Raw genomic sequence first — 24,187 nt, forward strand, 5'->3', positions numbered from 1 at the left:
GCTTGGAGGTGTCACGGGTGGGGGAGATAGTCCATACCATTTTCATTTGTTCTGACTCGGTTGGGGAAACGGCAAATACCGTCGTTCAAGCGACAATTCGTCAGTTTAACGCTAGCAAAGTTCATGTAAGACGTTTTGGAACAATGCGAACGGAGGAAGAGATCCGAAGTATGATGGAGGAAGCTTCCAGGTTGGGGAGTTTTGTAGTTTACACGCTTGTTCTTCCGGAATTAAGAGAGATGATGCGTCAAGAAGCGATTCGCTTAAACGTAACAAGTATCGATATCCTTGGGCCTGTCATGCAAGCTTTCATTGATACTTTCAAGGATTCTCCTAAAAGGCAAGCGGGATTGCTTCACCAAATGGACGAAAACTATCAGAAGCGGGTCGAAGCCATTGAATTTGCAGTCAATTGCGATGATGGTAAGGATACTAGTGCTTTGAGACAAGCACATATTGTTCTTCTGGGGGTTTCAAGAACATCGAAAACGCCGCTTAGTATTTTTCTGGCGCATAAAGGGTACAAAGTAGCCAATTATCCACTAGTACCGGAAGTGAAACCGCCCGAAGGCTTGTTTACACTTAACAAAAACAAATTAATCGGCTTGACGATGAGCGCGGACCAGCTCGTTAAGATCCGAACGGAACGGTTGAAAGCGGTAGGTTTGCCATTCGGCGCTAAATATTCTGCCATAGAAAGAGTAGCGGAAGAGTTGGAATACGCCTTCGACTTGTATAAGCAGCTTGGATGTACAGTAATCGATGTCACGGAGAAGGCAATTGAGGAAACGGCCGCCATCATATTGGATGCCATGTAATACATTTTGGTTGGTAAACATAGAACCGGAACCCTACGTGAAATAGGGGGTTCGGTTTGTTTTTATTGCTAAGAAATACCTATTTCAAATACGTTATCGATGGACATCTACTGATGAAAGGACATGACAATGGACCAAATGAATTCTCATCAAAAATCAGATATCATTTCTCATCTACTTGCTACAGCACCTATTTGGTTTCAAATGATTTGTTTGTTTGAGGAAGATGTTACGATGGGCATTACAGATATGGAGAAATTTGTTGCTTATTTCCCTGGTCATTCACTAAAATTCCCCATCGTAGTGAACGAAGCTTTTAAACAAGGCAGTGTGGCTAAAGAAATAATAGAGAATAAGAAGGAAAAATTCAACATTGTTGATCAATCTGTTTATGGAGTAGTGTATTGTGGTGGTGGAATACCAATCTTTGAGAATGGATACATCGTCGGTTCCATCGTATTCGGAGTCAGCTTGAACAAACAAAAAAGGCTAATGAATATTGCAGAGCATCTGTTTGCCCTTGTGCAGCAAACGAATGCAAACTCAACTGCGATTATGAGAACATCAAAAGTTCTGTTCGAAAAAAATGAAGTCATTTTTGAATATATGAATAATTTACAAGAGCAAATTAACCGGACTTCTTCAATCGTTTCCACGATAGCAGGGATTTCAACCCAAACCAAAATACTAGGTCTGAACGCACTTATTGAAGCAGCCCATATAGGCCAACAGGGCCGAGGCTTCTCCGTCGTGGCTAAAGAAATACAAAAGTTGGCTGATGATTCCAAAGAGTCATCCAGACATATCGAAAGCATTCTTAATGATTTAACAAATGAAACTGTGAACTTAAGGAAACTTTTTGAGGGATCGAAACACTTATTTCACAATCAATTTGAACAAATTTCAGAGATATCGCTAGCGATCGAAACAATTAGTACTGAAGCGCAGCATTTAGTAACTGTTTCTGAAATTTCGCAAAAGAGGTAATCAAAAACGACAAAAAATAATAGCGCTTACATTTAATATTAAAACGTTAACTAGTTAACACGTACCGTTAAAAATACAACCTATAATAAATTATAAGTATCCCAATTAGAAGGAGAGGAAATATAAGAAAGGAGGAAGGGGATATGTTTAACTAAATTGGGTTATGCGCTGCTGTTTTAACAACTTTTCAATTTTATGGGGGAATAAGTACACGAATGCCTCAAACAGAAAGGGATGACAGATAGAAAATGATTTCTGCTTACTGGTTGACACATGTACGCTTGGACAGTGGTTTTGAGCAGGATGAAGACGGTATTATTCATACACGTTCGCAAGTGTGTCATCTTTTGATTGAAAACGGCAAAATCGCCAATATGATGTCGGCCGATCTGCCGCTTGTAACCGATCTTCCGAGAAAAGATGCAAAGGGACTACTTGCCCTTCCTTCCTTTGTTGAAAAACACATTCATTTGGACAAAACCTACATGGGATACGGATGGAAATCATGCAAACCCGTGAAAAATCTGATTGAACGATTGGATTTTGAAGCGAAAGAGAACCTTGTTATGTTGGATACAGTTAAACAGCGGGCAGAAGGCATGTTGGAGTTTATTTCTTCGACTGGTGTCACTCATATCCGTACTCACGTTAATATTGATCCTTATGTCGGGTTGAAGCATTTGGAGGAAGTACGTAAAGCACTGGAGACATTTAGCGACAAAATGACGTATGAAATTGTTGCTTTTCCGCAGCATGGTCTGCTACGCTCGCAATCGGTTGATTTGATGAAGCAGGCTATGAAGGAAGGAGCAACAATTGTTGGCGGCCTTGATCCGGCCGGAGTGGATGGGAATATGGAGCAGTCGCTTGCACAAATGATGGAAATTGCTGTACAGGCTAATGCCGACATCGATATCCATTTGCACGATCCATCCCAGTTAGGTATGACTACGATGAAACGGTTGGCCGCCATGACGAAAGAGGCAGGTTATCATAACCGTGTGGCAATTAGCCATGCTTTTGCCTTGGGTGATGTCCCCGTCGAAGAAGCAGCTGAAACAATCGATTTTTTTGCCGAATTAGGCGTCTCCATCATATCAACTGTATTAATCAACAGACAGATCCCGCCGCTACCTTTTTTACATGAAAATGGGGTGAAGGTTGAACTGGGATGCGATGGATTTTATGATTCATGGTTCCCTTTTAGAAACGGCGATATTGTTGATAAAGTAAACAGGTTTGTTGAACGATACAGTTGGATTGATGAAGGTTCACTTACGAAAGCACTTGCATTCATTACAGGTGGAAAAACCACTCTGGACCCAAATGGCAAACGGATTTGGCCAGCCGTTGGAGATGACGCAAATCTCGTCTTGGTGGATGCGACCTGTTCGGCGGAAACCGTTGCGAGAAGATCCACGCGTGTAGCTGTCATGTTTAAAGGAAACATGATTCGCAGTTCGATTTAAAAAAAAAATTTGAAAGAGGGTTTTATATTGAACATGAATGAAAATCTCTCTCTAAACGGAAAATCAGAGACCGCTGATACTCTGCAAAAGCCAACGCGAACTGCAAAATCATTAACTGCTTTAGTCGTTTTCTGCTGCTTTCTAACGATTATGGCTGAAGGATATGATCTAGGTATTTACGGTGCGGTCATGTCAAGCTTATTAACGGATAAGTCATTGGGGTTATCACCTGTTCAAGCCGGGCTCATTGGCAGTTACGCGCTGATCGGAATGATCATTGGGAACGTTGTCGTTGGGTCGTTGTCGGACCTCATCGGCCGCAAATGGACTCTCATCACTTGTATTGGTATTTTTTCTATTACTATGGGTTTATCAGCCATGGCTGCTTCACCGGAAATGTTAGGATTCATCCGTTTTGCAGGAGGGATTGCATTAGGCGGGGCTATGCCGATTGCAACCACACTTACGATTGAATACGCGCCTGTTCGTCGTCGTTCGCTGATGAATGCCATTATGTTTTCCGGTTATCCTCTTGGAGGCGTACTAGGAGCATTAGCTTCCTTATTTTTCCTAAATGACTACGGCTGGAGATTTTTGTTCTGGCTGGGATTGTCCCCTATCGTCCTGGTGCCTTTCCTCATTTGGAAGCTACCTGAATCACTCAATTTTCTGGTCGCACGTAATCGTAAACAAGAAGCAGAAGCCATTTGTAAGAAATATCAGATCGATCTACCTACGATACATCAAGTAGAAAACACAAAAGATTCAAAAAATAAATTGGGTGCTATTGGTTTCTTATTTTCCAAACCGTATTTACGAACAACCACGTTTTTTTGGGTTACTTTTTTCATGGGCTTACTCTTAGTTTACGGATTAAGTGCGTGGCTGCCTAAAATGATGGTCCAGGCTGGTTACCCTCTTGGCTCCAGTTTGTCACTTTTATTAATGTTAAACTTTACAGCCATTTTCGGCGCACTCGGGGCTGGTGCAGCAGCAGACCGATGGGGCTCAAAACGGGTCATTAGCATAGCCTATTTTGCAGCGGCGATAAGTATCGCTTTATTAAGTCTAAAGCCCCCTACGTTCTTGCTCTATCCACTCATCGGGATCGCGGGAATAGGTTCAACTGGAATACTTATTATTTTGAATGCCTACCTTACAAAATACTTCCCTACACACGCACGTTCAACCGCTTTGGGTTGGGCATCCGGTGTTGGCAGAATCGGTGCCTCCTGTGGGCCTATTCTAGGGGGACTTCTATTGGCATGGAAAGTGGATTTCAGTGTAAATTTTTATATTTTTTCTCTCGCAGCGTTAATCGCTTCAATTTCTATCCTACTTGTACCCGTTGAAAAGGATAGATTAATTTAACTCGTTATTTCATTTTCTATATAAACTGCAAGCTGCCAACTGTATACAACAGGTGTCAGCTTGTTTTTTTTCGTTGGTTTTTTACAGGGAATAATTGCGCTTTCATTAATAGCCTATAACGTTAATTAGTTTACATGATCCTTCTGGAATCCAAATTATAATGAAGGTGGGAAATGTGGTGCTTGTAAAAGGAGGTAGCAACGTGTACAAATTGACCTCGGCATCGTTTTGGCTGGCGGGTGTGCAATGGTTTTTCTTTTTGTTTGCCAATACGATTGTGGTGCCCTTATCAGTCAGTACCGCATTCGGTTTTTCCCCGGAACTTACTGCTTCCGTGGTGAAAGTCACTTTCGTCGTTACCGGTATTGCGAGCATGCTACAAGCAGCCTTCGGACACCGGTACGCCTTGATGGAGGGGCCTTCCGGCCTTTGGTGGGGACTTATTTTGAGTCTTGCTGCTGCAGCTCCGTCCATGGGAATGACCTTAGAACAAATGGGGGGAGCGCTTACAGTAGGGATTATCGCCTCCGGAGTGGTCACTTCGATACTGGGGGCGATCGGCTTCGGCAAAGTGCTGAAAAAAGTGTTTACACAAATCGTCATGTTCGTGTACTTGTTTCTTCTTTCCTGCCAATTGATTATCGTTTTTTTTAAAAGCATGATCGGATTGAGCGGAGGCCGAATCGATATGCCGGTTGCCGCACTCTCCATTGCGGTAATATTTTTAGTTAGCTGGATAGGAGTGAAGGGTAGGGGGAAGGTAAGAAGCTTTTCAGTTTTGATCGGTATGCTTGCTGGTTGGGTGGCTTACCGCGTTTTGTTTCCCAACACTACAACCGGAGTCGAAATCGGAGGCAACAATTTCGATTTTGTTCTGTTCCCATGGGGAAATCCGCATTTGGAAGTTGGTGTTTTGATTGCAGCTATGCTTGCGGGGCTTATTAATATGACCAATACAATTGCGTCTCTTAAGGCAGCAGAAAAGCTTTATAGGACTGTTAGTTCGGACTCGCAGTATAAGAGATCATTCCATTTTACAGGATTTCACACGGTTCTATCCGGGTTGTTTGGGCTGGTGCCTTACGGTCCTTTTACATCGTCTATTGGGTTTCTAGAAAGCACCAAAATATTGGACAGATCGGTTCTCGTATTAGGAGGAGTACTATTTGCCATAATCGGGTTTGTCCCGGGATTTGATACTTTTTTTGTGACGATGCCGGTTAGCGTCGGAAATGCAGTACTCTTCGTCATTTATTTTCAGTTGTTCGGCTCTGCGTTTCGAAATTTGCAAGGGTTCACGTTTAATGCAATAACCGTTTACCGGATTTCGGCACCTGCGCTGCTTGGAATTTCAATCCTGAACGTGCCGCCTGAAGCTTTTTCAGTTTTTCCTGGGATCATACGCCCGATTGTCGGCAACGGACTGTTGATGGGTGTCCTGCTGGCAATCTTTCTTGAATTAACGGTTGATTGGTCACGATATGATACGCCAGAGGCGGAAGGGCTAGGAGTCAAGGTCAATGAATGATAATAGTAATGGTAGAAACGGGATCTGGAGTTTGAAACGGCGTAGATGATAACAAATAAAAATGCAGCCCGACCTCTGTGAAGAGGCGGGCTGCATTTGTCTATTACGAGGTTAATGTGAAAGTAATTACATGTGCTCCGAATTATTCGTGATTTCTTTAAGCCTGTTAATATTCGTAATGTGGATCGTGCCGGGGTGAGAGAAATTAATAATTCCTGAATTTTTCCAATTATTAACAATTTTGTTCACTGTAATTCGGGACGTGTCGACGTAGCGGGCGAGTGAAGTTTGATCAATTGGAATATTTTCATTCTCGTGGATCTGAATGAGTTTAAGCAAATAATGTGCCATTTGCTGCTCAACAGGACTATCATGAAAGGCGATAAGCTCAGCGAGCAATCTGACCTTGTAAATAAGAGAATTTGTGAATATCATTGCTGCTTCTGGATGATCCTTGCACATCTTGGTTAATGCTTCATCGGAAAAATAATACAAAATAGAGGGAGAAGTAGCAAAAGCAGACGTTAGATAAGGGGACTTGCTCGCGCCGTGCTCCCCGAGTATTGTTCCTATTGGAATGTAGTCCAGAATACGTTCATGACCGCTATCCGACAGGAGAACGATTTTTACTCCGCCCTGCTCCAAGTAATAAAAGCCTTTTCCGCTTTCACCTTGACGGTAAATGATGTCCTTTTTTTTGAAATGAAGGACTTGAGCATACGATAAATAGGGCTCTAATTTATAACGAAGGTTTATCATTTGGCCACCTTTTCCCGAGGATCAATGTGTCATGAACGATCCTCGATGATGCCTTTTAGTAGATCGGGTCGTTTGATCATAAATTTACGTTCCTTGATTTCGATGATTCCTCCTTCTTTCCATTGCCGAAGGATTTTGTAAATAGTGATTCTGGTTAAGCCCGTGCAATTGGCAAGCTCTTGTTGTGACAGTGGGATTTCGTAATTTTTGAAATCATTAAACAGATTTAATAGAATGATGGCCATTTGCCCTTCAGCAGAAAGCGCTTTCATATTAATGGTAAATAAAAGTATGCTCATTTTTTGTATGATCGTTTGAGTAACAAGATGGATTAACTCAGGCTGCTCTGTCAACAGTTCTTTAAACTGTTCACTGGAAAAATGATATAGCACGGAGTCTTTGGCCGTTATTGCCGTTGTAAAATGGGTTTGCTGATCAATCGCATGAACACCAACCAACTGTCCGGGAACGACAATATTTAGCATGCGTTCTTTCCCTGTTGAGCCGGATGCAGCAATTTTAACGATGCCGCTGTGCAGATAATAAAAACCATCTCCGACAGTACCTTGGCGATAGATGACGGTTTTCTTTTTAAAAAACTGTCTATTACCGTACTTTAAAACCTGCTTCCACTGATCCATCAGTTCAAACTGGCTTACCAAATTCATCACTCCTCTGGCTCAACCGTTTTCAGTTCAATTATAAGGGATGAATAATAGTGTTTACAACAACGTGGTAAAAAATAACCGAAAAAACGTTAAATGCTTAACAGCTCCCGGAAACAAGAGGGAAAAGGATCATATTTATGCAAAGAGGTGTCGATCATTGTCGAAGTCTTTCTTTTCTTATTCGATGAATCCGTTTTCAAAAAGAGCGTAAAAAACGTTAATTGCCTTACAGTCCTTTTATCTGGCGGGTATTATAATTCAGGCATAAGCATCAAGCTTACAACGATAAGGGAGGAACAGCGAATGGGAATTCGTACTGGCACTCAGTATATTGAGGCATTGAAAGCTCGACAGCCGGAGGTATGGCTATCGGGAAGAAGAGTGACTAATTTGTATGAAGATGTTGTATTCAAGCAACCTATTCATGAAATAGCAAAGCTGTATGACATGCAGCATGACCCAGCACGCCAAGACAGCATTACACACATCTGTGAAGAAACCGGGGAACGAGTGAACAACGCATTCTTAGTCCCGAAAAAACCGGAACATTTACAAGCGCGGAGACAAGTATTTGAGGAGTTTGCAAAAGTAACATTTGGTTTGATGGGAAGAACGCCGGATTTTCTCAATGTCGTGGTCACTTCGCTGTATAGCAATGCAGACTTTTTGGCGAAATATAACCCGGATTGGGCGGAAAATGCCAAAAATTACTACCGTCATGTACGGGATAACGACTTATTTTTAACACACGCGATTATCAACCCGCAAAATGACCGCAGTAAGACATCGCATGAACAGCAGGACACCTTCACTCACTTGGGCGCTGTTAGAGAAACACCTGAGGGGTTGATCGTCAGAGGAGCCAAGATGTTGGCCACTCTTTCGCCGATTACGGATGAAGTCATCGTGTATTCGTTCCCTGGATTTAAACCTGGCGATGAGCGTTATGCGCTAGCATTTGCGCTCCCAATCGATACGCCGGGGCTTCGCATTCTATGCCGCGAGCCTATGCAAGATGGAACGCGCTGCTTAGCCGATCATCCGCTGGCGTCACGATTCGAAGAGATGGATGCACTGCTCGTTTTTAACGACGTATTGGTTCCTTGGGATCGCATATTTTTGTATAACAACGTGGAAGCGGCGAACTTGTTGTATCCAAAAGCAGGGCTTGGACAGCAACCGTCGCACCAAACCGGCGTAAGAGGCTTGATTAAGCTTCAGTTCGCTACTGAAGTGGCAATGCGAGTGGCCGACTCCATCGGTGTAGATGCTTACTTGAACGTTCAAAATGATTTGGGCGAATTAGCTCAGTCTGTGGAATCGATTAGAGCTTTGCTAAGAGTTGCGGAGTTAGAGTATGAAACTTTACCATCCGGTGATTTGGTTCCTGGATATAATCCAATTGAAACGATTCGCGGGCTGCTGCCGACGTTCTATCCGCGCGCGATTGAGGTGATGCAAATCATTGGTGCAGGTGGATTGCTCATGTCTCCGACGGAAGGAGATTTGACAAATCCTGAATTAGCGGAAGATATGGAACGCTATTATGGCGGTCGTGAAGGAATTTCCGGTACGGATCGTATCCATCTGTTTAAGCTGGCATGGGATCTATGCGGCGAGGCGTTCGGCCAACGGCTGCTCCAATACGAACGTTATTACACAGGCGATCCGATTCGCAAAAAAGCCATTTTCTACAACAACTACAAAAAAACTCATTCATTTGCAATGGTAGAAGAAGCGTTAGACGTGTCGCAGATTCCAGGGGCCTATGGGCAGAACTAGTTAATAAATGATTGATATTTTTAGGGAATGAGGTGGAGGCGTGCAATCACATGCAGATGGAATTTTAACTTTACCGGGCTCGGTTATTGCAATCGGTGCTTTTGACGGCGTGCATCAGGGGCATCAAGCCGTCATACAACAAGTGCTGCTAAGAAGCGAGATATTGGGTGCACCTAGTGTCGTCTATACCTTTGATCTCCCACCTCGCACTTTCTTTTCAGGGGCTCGTATGTTAACGACAATGGAAGAAAAGCTGGATCGGATTGCCCGACTGGGCATCGAGCATACGGTAGTTGCCCAATTTGACGAACAGTATGCCTCCCGAAGTTCATCTGATTTCATTGAAAATTTAAGTAAGCTGAATCCACTGGAAATTATCGTTGGCCAAGATTTTCGGTTCGGAAAAAACCGCGAAGGGGATATAACTCTACTTGAACGGTATTTCAAGGTTCGAATGATGCAGCCTATTTGCTGTTCGGAAGGAAAACATATATCGTCTACGCGAATACGCCAATTGATTTCGGATGGTGAGATTCAGCAATCATTTAATTTACTAGGTTGGCTGCATGCGCACACAATTTCCTGCTGAGGAGTGAGTCAGAATGAAACTATTGGGTATATCTGGAACAATCATTGGCGCAAAAACAAGCATCGTCGTGCAAAAAGCACTTGATGAGGTTAAAAGACAAAACCCTGATATTGAAGTTGAACTGTTGGATATGAGAGATTACAAAGTTTCGTTCGTTGACGGACGTGCTCTCTCCGCCTATGAGGATGATACTCAAAAGGTCATCGACATGATCACGTCAGCTGACTTTTATATCATCGGTACGCCAATATTTCAGGGGTCTATCACAGGGGTTCTGAAAAATCTGTTTGATCATATTCCTCCGCAGGTTCTTCGTAACAAAGTAATGGGATTTGCCGCTACAGGAGGGACTTATCAGCATTTTCTAGTGATTGAAAATCACTTGAAGCCGATCGCCGGTTATTTCCGAGCTTATGTTGCTCCAGGTTATGTCTATGCGAATAACGATCATTTCAATAAACAGAACGAAATTGTTGACGCTGACGTATTGGAAAGAATCGCAAATTTGGCTCAAGAGGTTGTCTTTATGCAAAAGGCGTTGAAAACAGAAGGGACTGTTTAAATGCCGATAATTGAGTTGAAGATCCTAGAAGGTAGAGATCAAGAAGTAAAAGACGAGCTGATTGCACGTGTCACTCAAACGGTGTCCGAAACGCTGCGGGTTTCACCTGAAAGCGTAAGGGTTTTACTATATGATATTCCGTTAACGCACTGGGGAATTGCAGGAAAAACGGTGGAAAAGATACGATCTTGAGCAGGGAAGACTTACCCAAACCATTAATTAGAGGAGTGATTCGAAATGCTTAAACCTATTAATTTGATGAAATTTATCGAGGAAAACAAAGATCAGCTTAAACCTCCGGTGAACAACAAAGTCATATGGAAAGACACAGAGTTGATGGTTATGCTTCTTGGAGGTCCTAACAAACGTCGCGACTTTCACGTTGATCCTTCGGAAGAAGTGTTTTATCAGCTAAAGGGAGATTGCTACGTCGAAATCATTAATAAGGATGGCAAGCGCGAGGTTATTACTGTGAAAGAGGGAGAGATGTTCCTGCTTCCGCCTAACGTTCCCCACTCTCCGCACCGGATCGCGGACACGATTGGTCTCGTTATTGAACGCAGCAGACCTGAAGGCGAACTGGAAAGTTTCGTTTGGTTCTGCGAAAAATGCGATCATCTGATGCACCGTACTACCGTTCAATTGACGAATATTGAAATTCAAGTCAAAGAAGCGATCCAGGCTTTTAATGGGGACGTCGATCTGAGAAAGTGCGATAAATGCGGACATGAGATGGCTCCCGAAGCGAGTGAATGGATATGCGAGTAGATTTCCATACGCATATTATTCCAGAAGATTTTCCTGACTTTAATGAAAAATATGGGGGTGGGCGTTGGCCCACGATTCAGCGAACATGCACATGCGGCGCCAACATTATGGTTGCAGGTAAAGTGTTCCGTGAAATCACGGATCAGTGTTGGGACCCCGTTAAGAGAATACACGATATGGAGCGGGAACATGTAGATATGCAAGTGCTGTCTCCTATTCCTGTTACGTTCTCCTATTGGGCTCCTGCAGCAGAAGCAGAGGCGATGGCCCGAATTCAGAACGATTTCATCGCAGAAACAGTTAGCCAATATCCGGATCGTTTTATCGGACTGGGAGCGGTTCCGCTGCAAAATCCGGAAGTGGCTATACGTGAAATGGATCGCTGCATAAACGTACTTGGTTTAAAAGGAATCGAAATCGGCACAAATGTCAACGGCAACAACTTAGATGATCCTTCACTGATTGAATTTTTCCAAATGTGTGAGCAATGGAATGTGCCATTGTTTGTCCACCCATGGGAGACAATGGGCAAAGAGCGGATGCCCCGTCACAATCTCATGTACACCGTCGGGATGCCGAGCGAAACGGCTCTGGCTGCCGCAAGTTTAATCTTAGGCGGGGTCATTGAGAAGTTCCCGAAACTCAAAATTTGTTTTGCACACGGCGGGGGTTCGTTTCCATACATTCTGCCTCGTCTTGATAAGGGTTGGCATGTATGGCCGCATTTGAGACTCATTTCGAATCCGCCAAGCCATTACACAGATAATTTTTACTTTGACTCGCTCGTCAACGATCCGGGGAATGTCAAATATTTGGTTGACAAGTTTGGCTACGATCGCATCTTGATGGGATCAGATTATCCGTTTTTGTTACGAGAAGTGCCGCCTGGGGAAGTCATTGACCGCACGCTGGATGTTCCGGAAGAGCAAAGATTAGCTATGCTCGGGGCAAACGCATTACGATTTTTAAACATTAAATAAACAAGGTGAGAGCTATGACAAATTCAAATGTTACGCCGGAACAAAGATTGCAAGAACTGGGTCTTAAACTGCCTGACCCGCGTAAAGCGGTTGGGAATTATGTAGGCTGCGTACGCACAGGAAACTTGATTTTTACGGCTGGTCAAGGAACGAATGAATATCGCGGAAAGCTCGGCGAAGATGTGACCATTGAGGTAGGCTACGCGGCAGCAAAACAGTGTATGCTCAATCTGCTCACAGTCGTTAAGCAAGAAGTTGGGGACCTGAGCAAAGTAAAGCGGATCGTCAAAATCCTGGGCTTTGTAAACAGCTCTCCTGATTTTACAGATCAACCGAAGGTGATGAACGGCGCATCTGATTTGCTTGTAGACGTATTCGGGGAAAAAGGAAAGCACGGACGATCGGCTGTAGGAATGGCGCAGCTGCCGCTCAATAATGCAGTTGAAGTTGAAATGATTCTAGAAGTCGAAGAATAGGAGGTTTCCAATGAGTCAGACGATACAAGGCAACCAGGTAAAAATAAGAGCCGCAAAGTTGTTTATTAATGGTGAATATGTAGACGCAATCTCAGGTGAGACATTCGATACGATTGATCCTGCGACGAATCGAAAGCTAACGACAGTGGCGAATGCAAACGAGCAGGATGTGAACAAAGCGATTGACGTGGCTCATCGCACGTTCGAAAGCGGTGTTTGGAGCAAAATGGCGGTCGAAGATAGAGCGAAAATTTTGTGCAGAATGTCCGATATCATCCTGGAAAGGGTGGATGAATTGGCGATGGTGGAGACGCTTGACGTCGGTAAGCCGATTAAAGAAAGCCGCGGCTTTGACATCCCGCGAGCGGCTTGGAACATGCGTTTCTTTGCCGAAATGGCCAAATACATGGTGCACGAAAACTACGATATGAATAAGTTCATGTCTTATTCCAAATATGCGCCCGCAGGTGTAACAAGCCTCATTATTCCTTGGAACCTGCCGTTTATGCAAATGACATGGAAAGCTTCCGCGGCGCTCGCCTCAGGCAATACCGTGATCGTGAAACCGGCTTCTTACACGCCGCTCAGCGCTGTTATGCTTGGCGAAATAGCGAATGAAGCAGGGTTGCCGCCCGGCGTTCTAAATATTCTTACAGGTCCTGGCGGAACTGTTGGGACTGCAATGACCACTCATCCTAATGTGCGCCGCATTTCATTTGTGGGTGAAACAACGACTGGAAAGACAGTAATGAAAAATGCAGCTTCTCAGCTTATCCCAGTATCACTCGAACTCGGAGGGAAGTCAGCTAATATTGTGTTTGAGGACGCGGATTTGGATGAGGCGGTTAAAGGATCCATTGAAGCCATATTCCGTAATCAAGGGGAAATTTGTTTAGCGGGCTCCAGACTATTGGTTCAAGAGAGTGTTTACGACAAGTTTCTGGAAAAATTCGTTGCGGCTGTTAAACAGATTAAAGTGGGTAATCCGCTTGATGAAGAGACGGATATGGGCGCGCTCGTATCAAGTAGTCACTTGAATACGGTTGATGAGTATGTGCAGATCGGCCTCAGCGAAGGTGCTAAACTGGCTTATGGCGGTAAGAAAATCACAACCCTCGGAGAGGGCAATTTCTACGAGCCAACCGTATTTTACGATGTAGACAACAAAATGAGAGTGGCTCAAGAAGAAATATTCGGTCCGGTCATTGTCATTATTCCTTTTAAAACAGAAGAAGAAGCGATTCAAATTGCCAATGATTCTATCTATGGGTTAGCCGGAGTCGTATGGACGAATGACTTGAGACGCGCTCACCGCGTTGCCGATCAAGTGAAATCCGGTCTATTGTGGATTAACTGCTGGTATGTTCGCGATTTGCGCACTCCGTTTGGGGGAGCGAAAGAAAGCGGAATCGGTCGTGAAGGCGGTCGTCACAGCTTCGAATTTTATACGGAAGCAAAGACAGTTACCATGAAACTATAGAAAGAGCTTCAACTTGGAGGAGGAAGAGAATTTGGATTTGGTGAAGATTACACGATTTGCTGATTACTTGGAAAAGGCTGTAAAAATAGGACACGKGGTATCACCGTTGACGTCCTTGGACTCCAACATTACCGTCGAAGAAGCATACCACGTTCAATTGAAAACAATCGAACGCAAAGTTGCGGACGGCGCTAAAATTGTAGGCAAGAAAATTGGGCTTACTTCACTGGCTATGCAAAAGTTATTGGGCGTAGATCAACCGGATTATGGTCATTTGTTAGATGATATGGCAGTGGAAAATAACGGAGAAATTTCGTTTGCACGCGTTCTTCAGCCGAAAGCGGAGGCTGAAATCGCTTTTGTCCTGAAGCGCGACTTGGTAAGTCCGCGGGTTACTGCGCATGATGTCCTTATGGCAACCGATTATGTGCTGCCAGCATTGGAAATTGTTGACAGCCGCATTGCGGATTGGAAAATCAAGCTAGAGGATACCGTAGCCGATAACGCATCTTCCGGTTTATATGTTCTCGGTGGACGTCCAGTCAAGCCGGATCAAATTGATCTTGTCATGGCGGGTATGGCTTTCTATAAAAACGGAGAGTTGATTAATACCGGCGTTGGCGCCGCGGCGCTAGGCAATCCGGCAACTTGTGTAGCGTGGCTTGCTAATAAATTGTTTGAATTCGGCATTACGTTAAAAGCCGGAGAGGTTATCCTTTCCGGAGCGCTGTCTGCAGCTGCCAATGCGGCTCCTGGTGATTATTTCAGCGCACGTATTGCTCATCTAGGGGAAGTTGGCGTCAGGTTCACATCTTAACTGAATGATTTGGAGGAGAGTAGAATGTCTAAAATAAAGGTAGCTATTCTGGGCTCTGGGAACATCGGCACTGATTTAATGATGAAGTTAAGCAGATCGGATGTACTTGAATTAACTTCAATGATCGGGATTGACGCCGAATCGGATGGACTTCGCCGTGCGAAAGATCACGGATATAAAGTGTTCGCTGGAGGACTGAAGCAATTTTTGGAGCAAAGCCCAGAGCTTGCTGATATCGTGTTTGACGCTACGTCTGCAAAGGCTCATATTCGACATGCCAAGGCTCTCCGGGAAGCAGGGAAAATAGCGATTGATCTAACACCGGCCGCAGTTGGACCTTATGTCGTTCCGAGCGCTAATCTTGGCGCTCATCTGAATGCGTCAAATATTAACTTGATTACTTGTGGTGGACAAGCGACAATTCCGATTATTCATGCGATTAATAAGGTCAGCCCAGTGAGCTACGCCGAAATTGTCGCCACCATTTCAAGTAAAAGCGCTGGTCCGGGAACTCGCGCCAATATTGACGAGTTTACGGAAACGACTTCCCACGGTATTGAAAGCATTGGCGGAGCGAAAAAAGGAAAAGCGATTATTATCATGAATCCTGCTGAACCACCGATTTTGATGAGAGATACGGTATATGCATTGGTAGACCCGGATCAACTCGATGAAGAGGACATTGTGAAGTCAATCGAACAGACAGTTGCCTACATCCAATCGTATGTGCCTGGGTATCGACTTCGCACGGAACCTATTTTTGATAAAAACAAAGTAACCGTGTTCCTTGAAGTAGAAGGAGCTGGCGATTACCTCCCAAAATACTCGGGTAATTTGGATATTATGACAGCTACAGCAGTGAAAGTGGCTGAGGAACTTGCCAAATCCCTCACTGCAGAAACAGCCTAAATAAGAAAGGAGAAGGAGACGATGAGTGTTAACCGCGATATTCTCATCACGGAAGTGGCCCTTCGTGACGGCAGCCATGCGATCAATCATCAATACACAGTGGAGCAAGTGGTCAATGTAGCCCGCTCACTTGACGAAGCAAACGTTCCTTACATTGAAGTGACGCACGGGGACGGACTTGCCGGTTCATCCTTGCAATATGGATTGTCCCGAACGGATGAAATGGAACTGATTGAAGCAGCTGTTTCCGTTTGCAAACAAGCCAAAATTGCTGTATTGCTTCTGCCGGGAATTGGTACGACTAAACATTTAAATGCCGCTGCAAAGTTAGGTGTAGGCATGGCGCGCATAGGAACCCATGTAACGGAGGCAGACGTTTCTGCTCAGCACATTGCTCGCTCAAAGGAACTAGGGCTTGAGACGATCGGATTCTTGATGATGTCTCACATGGCATCACCGAGTAAAATTGTGGAGCAAGCGAAATTGATGGAGAGCTATGGGGCAGATGCCGTGTATATCTTTGATTCAGCTGGAGCGATGCTGCCCAAAGAAGTTGCGGAGCGAATTCGGGCTCTGAAGCAAAGCGTTGGTATTGATGTAGGATTTCATGGTCATAACAATTTATCCTTGGCTATGGCCAATACGCTTGCGGCAATTGAGGAAGGCGCCACACGTATTGACGGCAGTGTACGCTGTTTAGGCGCAGGCGCTGGCAACACGCAAACCGAAGTGTTAATCGCCGTGTTGGAGCGTATGGGCATTAACACGGGTGTGGATCTGTACAAAATGATGGATTTGGCAGAAGATATCGTAGCGCCTATTCTTGAGGTGCCTCAGGAAATCACTAAAAACAGCCTGGTTCTCGGCTATGCCGGCGTATACTCCAGCTTCCGTTTGCATGCGGAGCGTGCAGCGAAGAAGTTTGAAATTGATTCCCGCGATATCCTAATGGAACTTGGAAAGCGTAAAGTTGTTGGTGGGCAAGAGGATATGATCATTGACATAGCTGCAGAAATCGCTAAGCGTAACTCTAGAGGGGGGAACCAATTTGCTTTCTGATCAAATTAACAGAACTCTAGCTGAAAAGCTTGTGGATGCTGAATTGAACAAGCATGAAGTCATTAAGCTGACGGCCGAATATCCTGAGCTATCTGTAAATGATGGATACCGTATCCAAGATGAAATCGTTGCTATTAAGGCTGAGCAAGGGCATCAAATTTTTGCATTGAAGATGGGTTTTACCAGCATGGCCAAAATGAAGCAAATGAATGTAGACGAGCCGATTTACGGCTACATTTTTGATTATATGGCTCTTGATCGCGGAGAGCTTTCGCTAAGCGAATTGATACATCCGAAAGTAGAAGCGGAAATTGCTTTTATTCTTGGCAAGGATATCGAGGGACCTGGAATTACAGGAGCACAAGTGTTGGCCGCTACAGATTATGTCGTTCCTGCATTAGAAATCATTGATAGTAGATATCAAAATTTCCAATTCACTTTGCCGGATGTTATTGCAGATAACACTTCTTCCTCACGAGTATTCATTGGTTCCACGATGAGAAATCCGCTTGAATATGATCTGGATTTGGTCGGGGTCACCCTTTCTATTAACGGAGAAATGAAAGATTTGGGTGCAGGCGCTGCCGTTCTCCGACATCCGGCTAATTCGGTCGCCATGCTGGCTAATATGCTTGCCCGCAGAGGCCGTAAGCTGAAAGCAGGCCAGATCATTTTAACTGGTGGAATTACCGGAGCACACCAGCTGTTTGAGGGCGATGTTGTCTCTGCAAAATGGGATGGTCTTGGTTCGATTGACTTTACTGTTAAAGCTTAATTATTTGTTTGAATGTAACAAGCCCAGAACCGGTCATACGGTGTCTGGGCTATTGGTCCGACTATATATAAAGTCCTGTGACGTAGACAGAAGTAATCGTTCTTGCGACCTCTTCAACAGAACCATGATGTTCGTTCCGGACAATTTCCCATAGGTACATTTCATTCGTAAAATACCAGCCTCGTGCCACAATCTCATGATTTAATTCCGATCTAGCTAACCCATTTTGTTGGGAATAGGCAACGTCCGTGGAAATACGCCCAATAAATTTTTCCCGAATAGCTTTCCATTTATCCGAGACTAACGAAGAAACCCCGATTGCTTGTTCAAAGACTTGCATCATATCCCGCTCGGCTTCCGCAGTTTTTAGAAAAGCGTAGGCTTGTTTGTTAATAATTTCTACGGCTTCTTGTTTCGATTTGGGCAGGAAGGAGATTTCCGCAATGTCAAAAAATCGCTCCATAACATCCTCCAACAATACGRTCAAAAGATCTTCTTTTCCTCCAAAATGAACATAGGCCGTTCCGTATCCGATACTCGCTTTGTTAATCATCTGCGAGATCGTTGCTTTTTGAAAACCTTCTTGAAGAAAGACTTCCCTAGCGGCTTCTAAAAGCTTCATCCGTGTTTTCATCGATCGTAAATGTCTTTTATCCTCTATATTGCGGTGATCCATTCTTATTCCCCCATTATTCAATATCTCTAGCATATATGTTTTTTCATTTAAAAGGAAGGGAAGCCATAAGGTTTTCATGTAAAAAATTAGCATAAAAATAATATTGACACCGTGTCATATTTAGAGCGATAATAATATTGACATTACGTCATATTCAATCAAGAAAGCGCTTTATCACATTCATTTTGTAAAGGAGAGGATTATCTTGATGCATTTGAAAAACTTTGAAGGAACTTTAAAATATGCAAAAGAATTGGATAAGGAAGATTCTCTGGTACGGTTTCGAGAAGAGTTTTATTTAAAGCCAGGCTCCATTTATATGGATGGGAACTCATTAGGACTACTATCGAAAAGAGCGGAAAGGACTCTCTTGGAATCTTTAGAGGATTGGAAAGAATATGGAATCGACGGCTGGACAGAGGGAAAACATCCATGGTTCTTTATGGCAGAGAATCTAGGCAAGAAGCTTGCTCCGTTAGTAGGAGGCTCAGCAGAAGAAGTCATTGTAACAGGTTCTACAACCGTAAACCTACATCAGCTTGTATCTACGTTCTATAATCCAGAAGGAATACGCACAAAAATTTTAGCGGATGAACTCACATTTCCATCCGATATTTATGCACTACAAAGCCAGTTACAGATACGTGGATATAACCCCGATACACATCTGATTCGTGTAAAAAGCCGCGACGGACGCTTTTTAGAAGAAGATGACATTATGGAAGCCATGGACGAGACAGTCGCTTTGATCGTTTTGCCCACCGTACTTTATCGCAGCGGTCAAATATTGGATATTAAACGATTAACCGCTGAAGCACACCGTAGAGGGATTTTAATCGGGTTTGACGCTTGCCACTCGGCAGGTTCGATTCCACACTCATTTAGCGAATGGGGTGTAGATTTTGCGTTTTGGTGTAATTATAAACATTTGAACGGAGGACCTGGCGGTGTCGGAGGCTTGTTTGTGAATCGAAAGCATTTTGGAAAAATGCCCGGACTCGCCGGATGGTTTAGTTCTGCTAAAGAGAAGCAATTCGATATGGAGCACACGTTAACCCCTGCTCTTTCTGCGGGAGCTTTCCAAATAGGAACTCCTCATGTGCTTAGCGTTGCCCCTTTGATTGGGTCATTGGAGATTTTTGCGGAAGCAGGAATAGAAAATATTCGTCAAAAATCACTTAAAATCAATCAATATTTAATGAATTTAATTGAGAGTGAATTAGGGGATATGGGATTTTTCATAGGAACGCCAAGAGAGGATGCACGACGCGGCGGGCATGTAAGCCTTGAGCATAACGAAGCGGCACGAATTTGTAAATCATTGAAGGAAAACGGCATCATTCCGGATTTTCGAGCGCCTAACATCATTCGTCTTGCACCTGTTGCCCTTTATACGTCCTATGAGGAAGTTTGGGAAGTGGTTCAAACCCTTAAAAAGATTATGACTGAAAAACAATATGAGAAATTTAAAAATGAACGTGAAGTAGTGGCATAAAGCAAAAAGCAGTGGGAGGGGCTTTTCCCTCTGAGGGCATTGAACAAGATATGGTTGGACAAAGCCTGATGGTTAAAGAAGGGGTTGAAATAAATGGAAAATAAAAATAGCGGCGAGGGATTAAAACGGGAGTTATCATCAAGTCGGCTCTCGATGATCGCAATGGGGATGGCCATTGGGACGGGGTTATTCCTTGGAAGCGGACTAGCCATTGGCACTGCAGGACCAAGTGTATTGCTGAGCTATACCATAGGTGCGTTTATCGTTTTATTATTAATGGGTTGTTTGGCAGAAATGACGGTTGCCCATCCAACTTCAGGATCTTTTGGAACGATTGCGGATCTCTATCTACATCCCATGGTAGGCTTTCTTGTTCGGTACTCTTATTGGATTGCTCAGGTTCTTGCGATCGGGGTTGAAATAAGTGCAATTGCAGTCTATATGAAATACTGGTATCCGGGAGTCCCTGGTATCACTTGGATCATTATATTTACCGCAGTGCTCATATATGTAAACGCTACCAGTGTTAATGCATTTGCATCATTTGAGTATTGGTTTTCCATGATCAAGGTTAGTGCAATTGTTGGATTTATCCTTCTTGGTGCGTACGTTCTATTTGGGACTTCCAGCTATGAAAATGTGGGCGCTCATAACCTGGTAGATCATAAAGGTTTCCTGCCATTTGGTTTTAAAGGAATGTGGATTGCCGTCTTTATTTCTCTTTTTAGCTTCATAGGTACTGAATTGGTCGCGGTTACTGCAGGTGAAGCCAAAGAGCCGGATGTAGCTGTACCGAAAGCCTTAAGGTCAACTGTTTTCCGATTGTCTGCTTTCTATGTGGTAACTTTGGCGATCATGTTGATGATTGTTCCATGGCAATCGGCAGGAATTGAAAAAAGCCCATTTGTTAGAGTCATGGAAATCTTAAATATACCTGGCGCTTCTGGCATCATGAATTTTATCGTGTTAACAGCCGCGTTATCTTCCATGAACGGGATGCTGTATGCTTCCTCAAGAACGTTGTTTTCACTATCGCAAGAAAAGTTTGCGCCTGCCGTAATGGGGAAGCTGTCTAAAAAAGGGGTTCCAACAACTGCACTTATCGTTTCCTCAACTGGAATTATTTTTGCAGCTGTTGTAAATGCGCTGCTGCCTGGATCTTCCTACGCATTTATGATGGGGATATCGATGTTTGGTTCACTTTTTACCTGGTTAATCATCTTCCTCTCCCATTTATTTTTCCGTAAGAAATGGGACAAACGGGGAGGACGCAAATTGCCGGTAAGAATGATGGGTTTTCCATATTTGACGATATTGGGGGGACTTCTCTTATTGAGTTTAATGATCACAGCATGGTTTACCGATTTCAAAATCATGCTTCAATTCGGTATTCCTTGGCTTCTATTTTTATCAATTGCGTATTTGGTTATGAAAAAAAAGCAACATGTAAAATAATTTTATGAAAACAGAAGGAGAGGGCTTTATATGATAATTGGTATCCCTAAGGAGATTAAGAATAACGAAAACCGTGTCGCTTTAACGCCAGCTGGAGTCGTTTCATTCGTAAGTGCTGGGCATAAAGTATTAGTTGAGAATAACGCTAGTACAGGCAGCGGTTTTACGAATGAAGATTACATCAATACCGGTGCGGAAATTATTGATAATTCGGCAGAGTTATGGGAAAAATCAGATATGATTATGAAAGTGAAAGAGCCGCTTCCGAGTGAGTATAACTATTTTCGTAAAGGCTTGATTTTATTCACTTACCTACATCTAGCCGCTGAACCGGCTTTGGCTCAGGCACTTAAAGAAAAAGGAGTTCTTGCCATTGCCTATGAAACTGTTTCGGTGAACCGCACTTTGCCATTGCTTACGCCAATGAGTGAGGTAGCTGGTCGGATGGCCACACAAATCGGTGCGCAATTTTTACAAAAATCAAATGGGGGTAAAGGTATTCTCCTTGCAGGCGTCCCTGGTGTGAACCGTGGGAAAGTGACCATTATTGGCGGCGGTGTCGTAGGTACGCACGCAGCAAAATTGGCAATTGGAATCGGTGCTGATGTAACAATCATCGACTTAAGCGCTGATCGGCTGCGTCAATTGGATGATATATTTGGCAATCAAATTACAACATTGATGTCGAGCCCCTTCAATATCGCACAGTCAGTCGCTGAAGCTGATCTTTTAATTGGCGCGGTATTAATTCCTGGTGCAAAAGCACCAAAACTGGTATCGGAAGAAATTGTAAAGACGATGAAGCCTGGTTCTGTTATTGTTGATGTTGCTATCGACCAAGGTGGAATCGTTGAGACGATCGATCACATCACAACACATGACAATCCGACCTATGTCAAGCATGGCGTCGTTCATTACGCTGTAGCCAACATGCCTGGTGCAGTTCCGAGGACTTCTACCATCGCTTTAACGAATGTCACTCTGCCGTATGCATTACAGATCGCAAACAAAGGTGTAAATAAAGCAATCTCCGAAAACGAAGCTTTAAGACTTGGCGTAAACACAGCAAATGGTGAAATTACATTTGAAGCGGTTGCCAAAGATCTTGGTTACGATTATGTAAAAGTAGAAGATGCTTTTGGGGAAATGGTTGAGTTATAGGTAATCGTTCAAGGTACCACGGCTAATTAGTCGTGGTATTTTTACTTTTAAGGATGATTCAATCTAACAGACATCATGTCATTGACATGATGTCATATTCGTAATATACTTTTAAATGAAAGGGCTTACATATAGAATTACCGAAATATGTAGTCATTATTTATTTAACAGGAGGAAGAATGGGGATGGGGAATTTGGAGGCTGTATATTGGCTTAAGAATGTTCGATTGGAGAGTGGTTATACATATGAGAATGGCGAGGTAGTGGGAACAGAAACCGAATTGGTTCACTTGCTTATTGAACATGGGAAAATCAGTAAGATTGCTTCGGCAAAAGAAGAACTGCAGAGTGGCGGAATATCAACGAAAGATGCTGGGAAACTGCTTCTGTTGCCTTCTTTTGTCGAAAAGCATTGCCATTTGGATAAAACCCTGTTAGGCGAACCTTGGCGTGCTCCTGTACCGGTCAAAAATTTGTTTGAGAGATTCGAGCTTGATAAAAAACTCTTTCCTACCTTGCCGACTACGACAGAGGAAAGGGCAAAGAATCTCATTGAGACCATACTTAAGGCTGGATCCACTCATATTCGCACTCATGTTGATATCTATCCTGAGATTGGATTGAAACACTTGGAAGGAGTAAAGTCAGCCTTATCTTCCTTTGAAGAAAAGCTTAGCTATGAGATTGTTGCTTTTCCGCAGCATGGTTTGCTTCGCTCAGGATCACAATCATTAATGCGGGAAGCACTGCGAAATGGTGCAAGCATAGTGGGTGGTGTAGATCCAGCAAATATTGATGGAGATATCGAAGCTTCCCTTCAGCAAATGATGGAGTTGGCAGTCGAGGCTGGTGCAGGAATTGATCTGCATTTGCATGATCCCGGTCATCTTGGATTATTTACGATGAAGCGACTGGCGGCCCTTACAGTGGAAGCAGGTTGGCAGGGAAAAGTGGCAATCAGTCACGCGTTTGGACTTGGCGGTGTTACACAGAGGGAAGCGGAGGAAGCAGCTGCGATGCTTGCCGCTGCTGGGATCACCATCATCACAGCTGTCCATATAGGCCCGTGGACTCTTCCTCCCGTCCCMCTTCTAGAGGAAAAAGGAGTGACCGTAGCGGTAGGGCATGACAACGTTTTTGATAGCTGGAGTCCTTTCGGGAACGGGGATATTTTGGAGCGTTTGTGCCGTTTGGCGCAAGTCAATCGCTGGAATAGTGAGTATCCTCTTTCCCAGTCCATCCGGTATATCACTGATGGAAAGACGACATTAGATTCAACGGGCACGAGAGTATGGCCGCAGGTTGGGGATGAGGCTAACGTGGTGTTTGTAGAAGCAAGCTGTACTGCGGAGACGGTGGCGCGAAGAGCAAAACGTCGCGCAGTGATGTATAAAGGACAACTGGTTTCAGGCTCACTAGACTCATAGGGAGAGTGTAAGATTGACTTGATATTGGCACATGGTGTGGTCATTACTACGTTCAGATAAAAGCGATCTCATTTTTTGAAAAAGTAGGCAGACGCTTCTTTTTAATAGTCAGAGACATCAGCGCAGCGGAACACCCTATTAATGTATGTCTGTCAATTGGCAAGTTTATGCAAATT

Annotated in this window: 24 protein-coding genes; 21 read left to right on the forward strand and 3 right to left on the reverse strand. The window is 43.8% G+C overall.

The window, feature by feature from the left end:
• Nucleotides 1-17 precede the first annotated feature (17 nt).
• The 5 genes from AB4114_RS23565 to AB4114_RS23585 all read left to right on the forward strand — a co-directional run bounded on the left by AB4114_RS23565 (nt 18) and on the right by AB4114_RS23585 (nt 6,173).
• The gene (locus tag AB4114_RS23565) at nt 18-818 is read left to right on the forward strand and encodes a pyruvate, water dikinase regulatory protein (protein ID WP_441990629.1); all 801 of its coding nucleotides are present in this window, start codon (nt 18-20) and stop codon (nt 816-818) included.
• 129 nt (nt 819-947) lie between these two features.
• Nucleotides 948-1,805 carry a methyl-accepting chemotaxis protein gene (locus AB4114_RS23570; RefSeq protein ID WP_441990630.1) on the forward strand — a complete coding sequence of 286 codons (858 nt, stop codon included), beginning with the start codon at nt 948-950 and terminating at the stop codon, nt 1,803-1,805.
• Between the two features lie 248 nt (nt 1,806-2,053).
• On the forward strand, nt 2,054-3,274 hold the full coding sequence (locus tag AB4114_RS23575) for an amidohydrolase (protein ID WP_441990631.1): 1,221 nt from the start codon (nt 2,054-2,056) through the stop codon (nt 3,272-3,274).
• Nucleotides 3,275-3,307: 33 nt separating this feature from the next.
• Nucleotides 3,308-4,645 (forward strand): MFS transporter, encoded by a 1,338-nt coding sequence (locus AB4114_RS23580; RefSeq protein ID WP_441990729.1) that lies wholly within the window; start codon nt 3,308-3,310, stop codon nt 4,643-4,645.
• Nucleotides 4,646-4,847: 202 nt separating this feature from the next.
• Nucleotides 4,848-6,173 carry a uracil/xanthine transporter gene (locus AB4114_RS23585; protein ID WP_441990632.1) on the forward strand — a complete coding sequence of 442 codons (1,326 nt, stop codon included), beginning with the start codon at nt 4,848-4,850 and terminating at the stop codon, nt 6,171-6,173.
• 126 nt (nt 6,174-6,299) lie between these two features.
• Here AB4114_RS23585 and AB4114_RS23590 read toward each other — a convergent pair whose 3' ends face one another.
• Both AB4114_RS23590 and AB4114_RS23595 read right to left on the reverse strand, forming a co-directional pair.
• A complete protein-coding gene (locus AB4114_RS23590) occupies nt 6,300-6,932 on the reverse strand; it encodes a Crp/Fnr family transcriptional regulator (RefSeq protein ID WP_441990633.1) in 633 nt (210 codons plus the stop codon).
• 29 nt (nt 6,933-6,961) lie between these two features.
• Nucleotides 6,962-7,594, reverse strand: a complete 633-nt coding sequence (locus AB4114_RS23595) for a Crp/Fnr family transcriptional regulator (RefSeq protein WP_441990730.1) — start codon at nt 7,592-7,594, stop codon at nt 6,962-6,964.
• 309 nt (nt 7,595-7,903) lie between these two features.
• Between AB4114_RS23595 and AB4114_RS23600 the strand changes: the two genes are divergently transcribed.
• The 12 genes from AB4114_RS23600 to AB4114_RS23655 are packed head-to-tail and all read left to right on the forward strand — an operon-like array spanning nt 7,904 to nt 17,797.
• Nucleotides 7,904-9,382: a 4-hydroxyphenylacetate 3-hydroxylase family protein gene (locus tag AB4114_RS23600; RefSeq protein WP_441990634.1), complete on the forward strand. Its 1,479-nt coding sequence runs from the start codon at nt 7,904-7,906 to the stop codon at nt 9,380-9,382.
• A gap of 40 nt (nt 9,383-9,422) precedes the next feature.
• Nucleotides 9,423-9,971 carry an FAD synthetase gene (locus AB4114_RS23605; RefSeq protein ID WP_441990635.1) on the forward strand — a complete coding sequence of 183 codons (549 nt, stop codon included), beginning with the start codon at nt 9,423-9,425 and terminating at the stop codon, nt 9,969-9,971.
• Between the two features lie 13 nt (nt 9,972-9,984).
• Entirely contained in the window at nt 9,985-10,533 is a 549-nt protein-coding gene (locus AB4114_RS23610; protein ID WP_441990636.1) for an NADPH-dependent FMN reductase, read from the forward strand.
• Nucleotides 10,534-10,725 (forward strand): tautomerase family protein, encoded by a 192-nt coding sequence (locus AB4114_RS23615; RefSeq protein WP_441990637.1) that lies wholly within the window; start codon nt 10,534-10,536, stop codon nt 10,723-10,725.
• Nucleotides 10,726-10,770: 45 nt separating this feature from the next.
• Nucleotides 10,771-11,301 (forward strand): 3-hydroxyanthranilate 3,4-dioxygenase, encoded by a 531-nt coding sequence (locus AB4114_RS23620; protein WP_441990638.1) that lies wholly within the window; start codon nt 10,771-10,773, stop codon nt 11,299-11,301.
• Nucleotides 11,286-12,281 carry an amidohydrolase family protein gene (locus tag AB4114_RS23625; RefSeq protein ID WP_441990639.1) on the forward strand — a complete coding sequence of 332 codons (996 nt, stop codon included), beginning with the start codon at nt 11,286-11,288 and terminating at the stop codon, nt 12,279-12,281. The genes AB4114_RS23620 and AB4114_RS23625 overlap by 16 nt, the downstream gene beginning before the upstream one ends.
• A 14-nt stretch (nt 12,282-12,295) precedes the next feature.
• The gene (locus AB4114_RS23630) at nt 12,296-12,757 is read left to right on the forward strand and encodes a RidA family protein (RefSeq protein WP_441990640.1); all 462 of its coding nucleotides are present in this window, start codon (nt 12,296-12,298) and stop codon (nt 12,755-12,757) included.
• 10 nt (nt 12,758-12,767) lie between these two features.
• Entirely contained in the window at nt 12,768-14,237 is a 1,470-nt protein-coding gene (locus AB4114_RS23635; protein WP_441990641.1) for an aldehyde dehydrogenase, read from the forward strand.
• 31 nt (nt 14,238-14,268) lie between these two features.
• A complete protein-coding gene (locus tag AB4114_RS23640) occupies nt 14,269-15,054 on the forward strand; it encodes a 2-keto-4-pentenoate hydratase (RefSeq protein ID WP_441990642.1) in 786 nt (261 codons plus the stop codon).
• A gap of 24 nt (nt 15,055-15,078) precedes the next feature.
• Nucleotides 15,079-15,963 (forward strand): acetaldehyde dehydrogenase (acetylating), encoded by an 885-nt coding sequence (locus tag AB4114_RS23645; protein ID WP_441990643.1) that lies wholly within the window; start codon nt 15,079-15,081, stop codon nt 15,961-15,963.
• A 21-nt stretch (nt 15,964-15,984) separates the two neighbouring features.
• Nucleotides 15,985-17,022 (forward strand): 4-hydroxy-2-oxovalerate aldolase, encoded by a 1,038-nt coding sequence (dmpG, locus tag AB4114_RS23650; protein ID WP_441990644.1) that lies wholly within the window; start codon nt 15,985-15,987, stop codon nt 17,020-17,022.
• Complete coding sequence (locus tag AB4114_RS23655) at nt 17,012-17,797, forward strand: 2-keto-4-pentenoate hydratase (RefSeq protein ID WP_441990645.1); 786 nt, start codon at nt 17,012-17,014, stop codon at nt 17,795-17,797. Before dmpG ends, AB4114_RS23655 begins: the two co-directional genes overlap by 11 nt.
• Nucleotides 17,798-17,858: 61 nt before the next feature.
• On the opposite strand, the gene AB4114_RS23660 is transcribed toward AB4114_RS23655, so the two are convergent.
• Complete coding sequence (locus AB4114_RS23660) at nt 17,859-18,473, reverse strand: TetR/AcrR family transcriptional regulator (protein WP_441990646.1); 615 nt, start codon at nt 18,471-18,473, stop codon at nt 17,859-17,861.
• Nucleotides 18,474-18,681: 208 nt separating this feature from the next.
• Between AB4114_RS23660 and kynU the strand changes: the two genes are divergently transcribed.
• From kynU to AB4114_RS23680, 4 genes are all read left to right on the forward strand, one after another.
• Complete coding sequence (kynU, locus tag AB4114_RS23665; protein ID WP_441990731.1) at nt 18,682-19,968, forward strand: kynureninase; 1,287 nt, start codon at nt 18,682-18,684, stop codon at nt 19,966-19,968.
• Nucleotides 19,969-20,061: 93 nt separating this feature from the next.
• Entirely contained in the window at nt 20,062-21,423 is a 1,362-nt protein-coding gene (locus AB4114_RS23670) for an amino acid permease (protein WP_441990647.1), read from the forward strand.
• Nucleotides 21,424-21,453: 30 nt separating this feature from the next.
• Nucleotides 21,454-22,584, forward strand: a complete 1,131-nt coding sequence (gene ald, locus AB4114_RS23675) for an alanine dehydrogenase (protein WP_441990648.1) — start codon at nt 21,454-21,456, stop codon at nt 22,582-22,584.
• A 194-nt stretch (nt 22,585-22,778) separates the two neighbouring features.
• On the forward strand, nt 22,779-24,011 hold the full coding sequence (locus AB4114_RS23680; RefSeq protein WP_441990732.1) for an amidohydrolase: 1,233 nt from the start codon (nt 22,779-22,781) through the stop codon (nt 24,009-24,011).
• Nucleotides 24,012-24,187: the final 176 nt, after the last annotated feature.

The organism is Paenibacillus sp. 2RAB27 (genome assembly GCF_052115445.1).
Classification (GTDB): Bacteria; Bacillota; Bacilli; order Paenibacillales; family NBRC-103111; genus Paenibacillus_E.

What these genes read in the sequence shown, in the direction of transcription:
- AB4114_RS23645 (WP_441990643.1), top strand. Translation starts at nt 15,079, where the DNA reads ATGTCTAAAATAAAGGTAGCTATTCTGGGCTCTGGGAACATCGGCACT.
- AB4114_RS23570 (WP_441990630.1), top strand. Translation starts at nt 948, where the DNA reads ATGGACCAAATGAATTCTCATCAAAAATCAGATATCATTTCTCATCTA.
- AB4114_RS23580 (WP_441990729.1), top strand. Translation starts at nt 3,308, where the DNA reads ATGAATGAAAATCTCTCTCTAAACGGAAAATCAGAGACCGCTGATACT.
- AB4114_RS23615 (WP_441990637.1), top strand. Translation starts at nt 10,534, where the DNA reads ATGCCGATAATTGAGTTGAAGATCCTAGAAGGTAGAGATCAAGAAGTA.
- AB4114_RS23620 (WP_441990638.1), top strand. Translation starts at nt 10,771, where the DNA reads ATGCTTAAACCTATTAATTTGATGAAATTTATCGAGGAAAACAAAGAT.
- AB4114_RS23630 (WP_441990640.1), top strand. Translation starts at nt 12,296, where the DNA reads ATGACAAATTCAAATGTTACGCCGGAACAAAGATTGCAAGAACTGGGT.
- AB4114_RS23670 (WP_441990647.1), top strand. Translation starts at nt 20,062, where the DNA reads ATGGAAAATAAAAATAGCGGCGAGGGATTAAAACGGGAGTTATCATCA.
- AB4114_RS23590 (WP_441990633.1), bottom strand. Translation starts at nt 6,932, where the DNA reads ATGATAAACCTTCGTTATAAATTAGAGCCCTATTTATCGTATGCTCAA.
- kynU (WP_441990731.1), top strand. Translation starts at nt 18,682, where the DNA reads ATGCATTTGAAAAACTTTGAAGGAACTTTAAAATATGCAAAAGAATTG.
- AB4114_RS23610 (WP_441990636.1), top strand. Translation starts at nt 9,985, where the DNA reads ATGAAACTATTGGGTATATCTGGAACAATCATTGGCGCAAAAACAAGC.
- AB4114_RS23575 (WP_441990631.1), top strand. Translation starts at nt 2,054, where the DNA reads ATGATTTCTGCTTACTGGTTGACACATGTACGCTTGGACAGTGGTTTT.
- AB4114_RS23635 (WP_441990641.1), top strand. Translation starts at nt 12,768, where the DNA reads ATGAGTCAGACGATACAAGGCAACCAGGTAAAAATAAGAGCCGCAAAG.
- AB4114_RS23625 (WP_441990639.1), top strand. Translation starts at nt 11,286, where the DNA reads ATGGATATGCGAGTAGATTTCCATACGCATATTATTCCAGAAGATTTT.
- ald (WP_441990648.1), top strand. Translation starts at nt 21,454, where the DNA reads ATGATAATTGGTATCCCTAAGGAGATTAAGAATAACGAAAACCGTGTC.
- dmpG (WP_441990644.1), top strand. Translation starts at nt 15,985, where the DNA reads ATGAGTGTTAACCGCGATATTCTCATCACGGAAGTGGCCCTTCGTGAC.
- AB4114_RS23600 (WP_441990634.1), top strand. Translation starts at nt 7,904, where the DNA reads ATGGGAATTCGTACTGGCACTCAGTATATTGAGGCATTGAAAGCTCGA.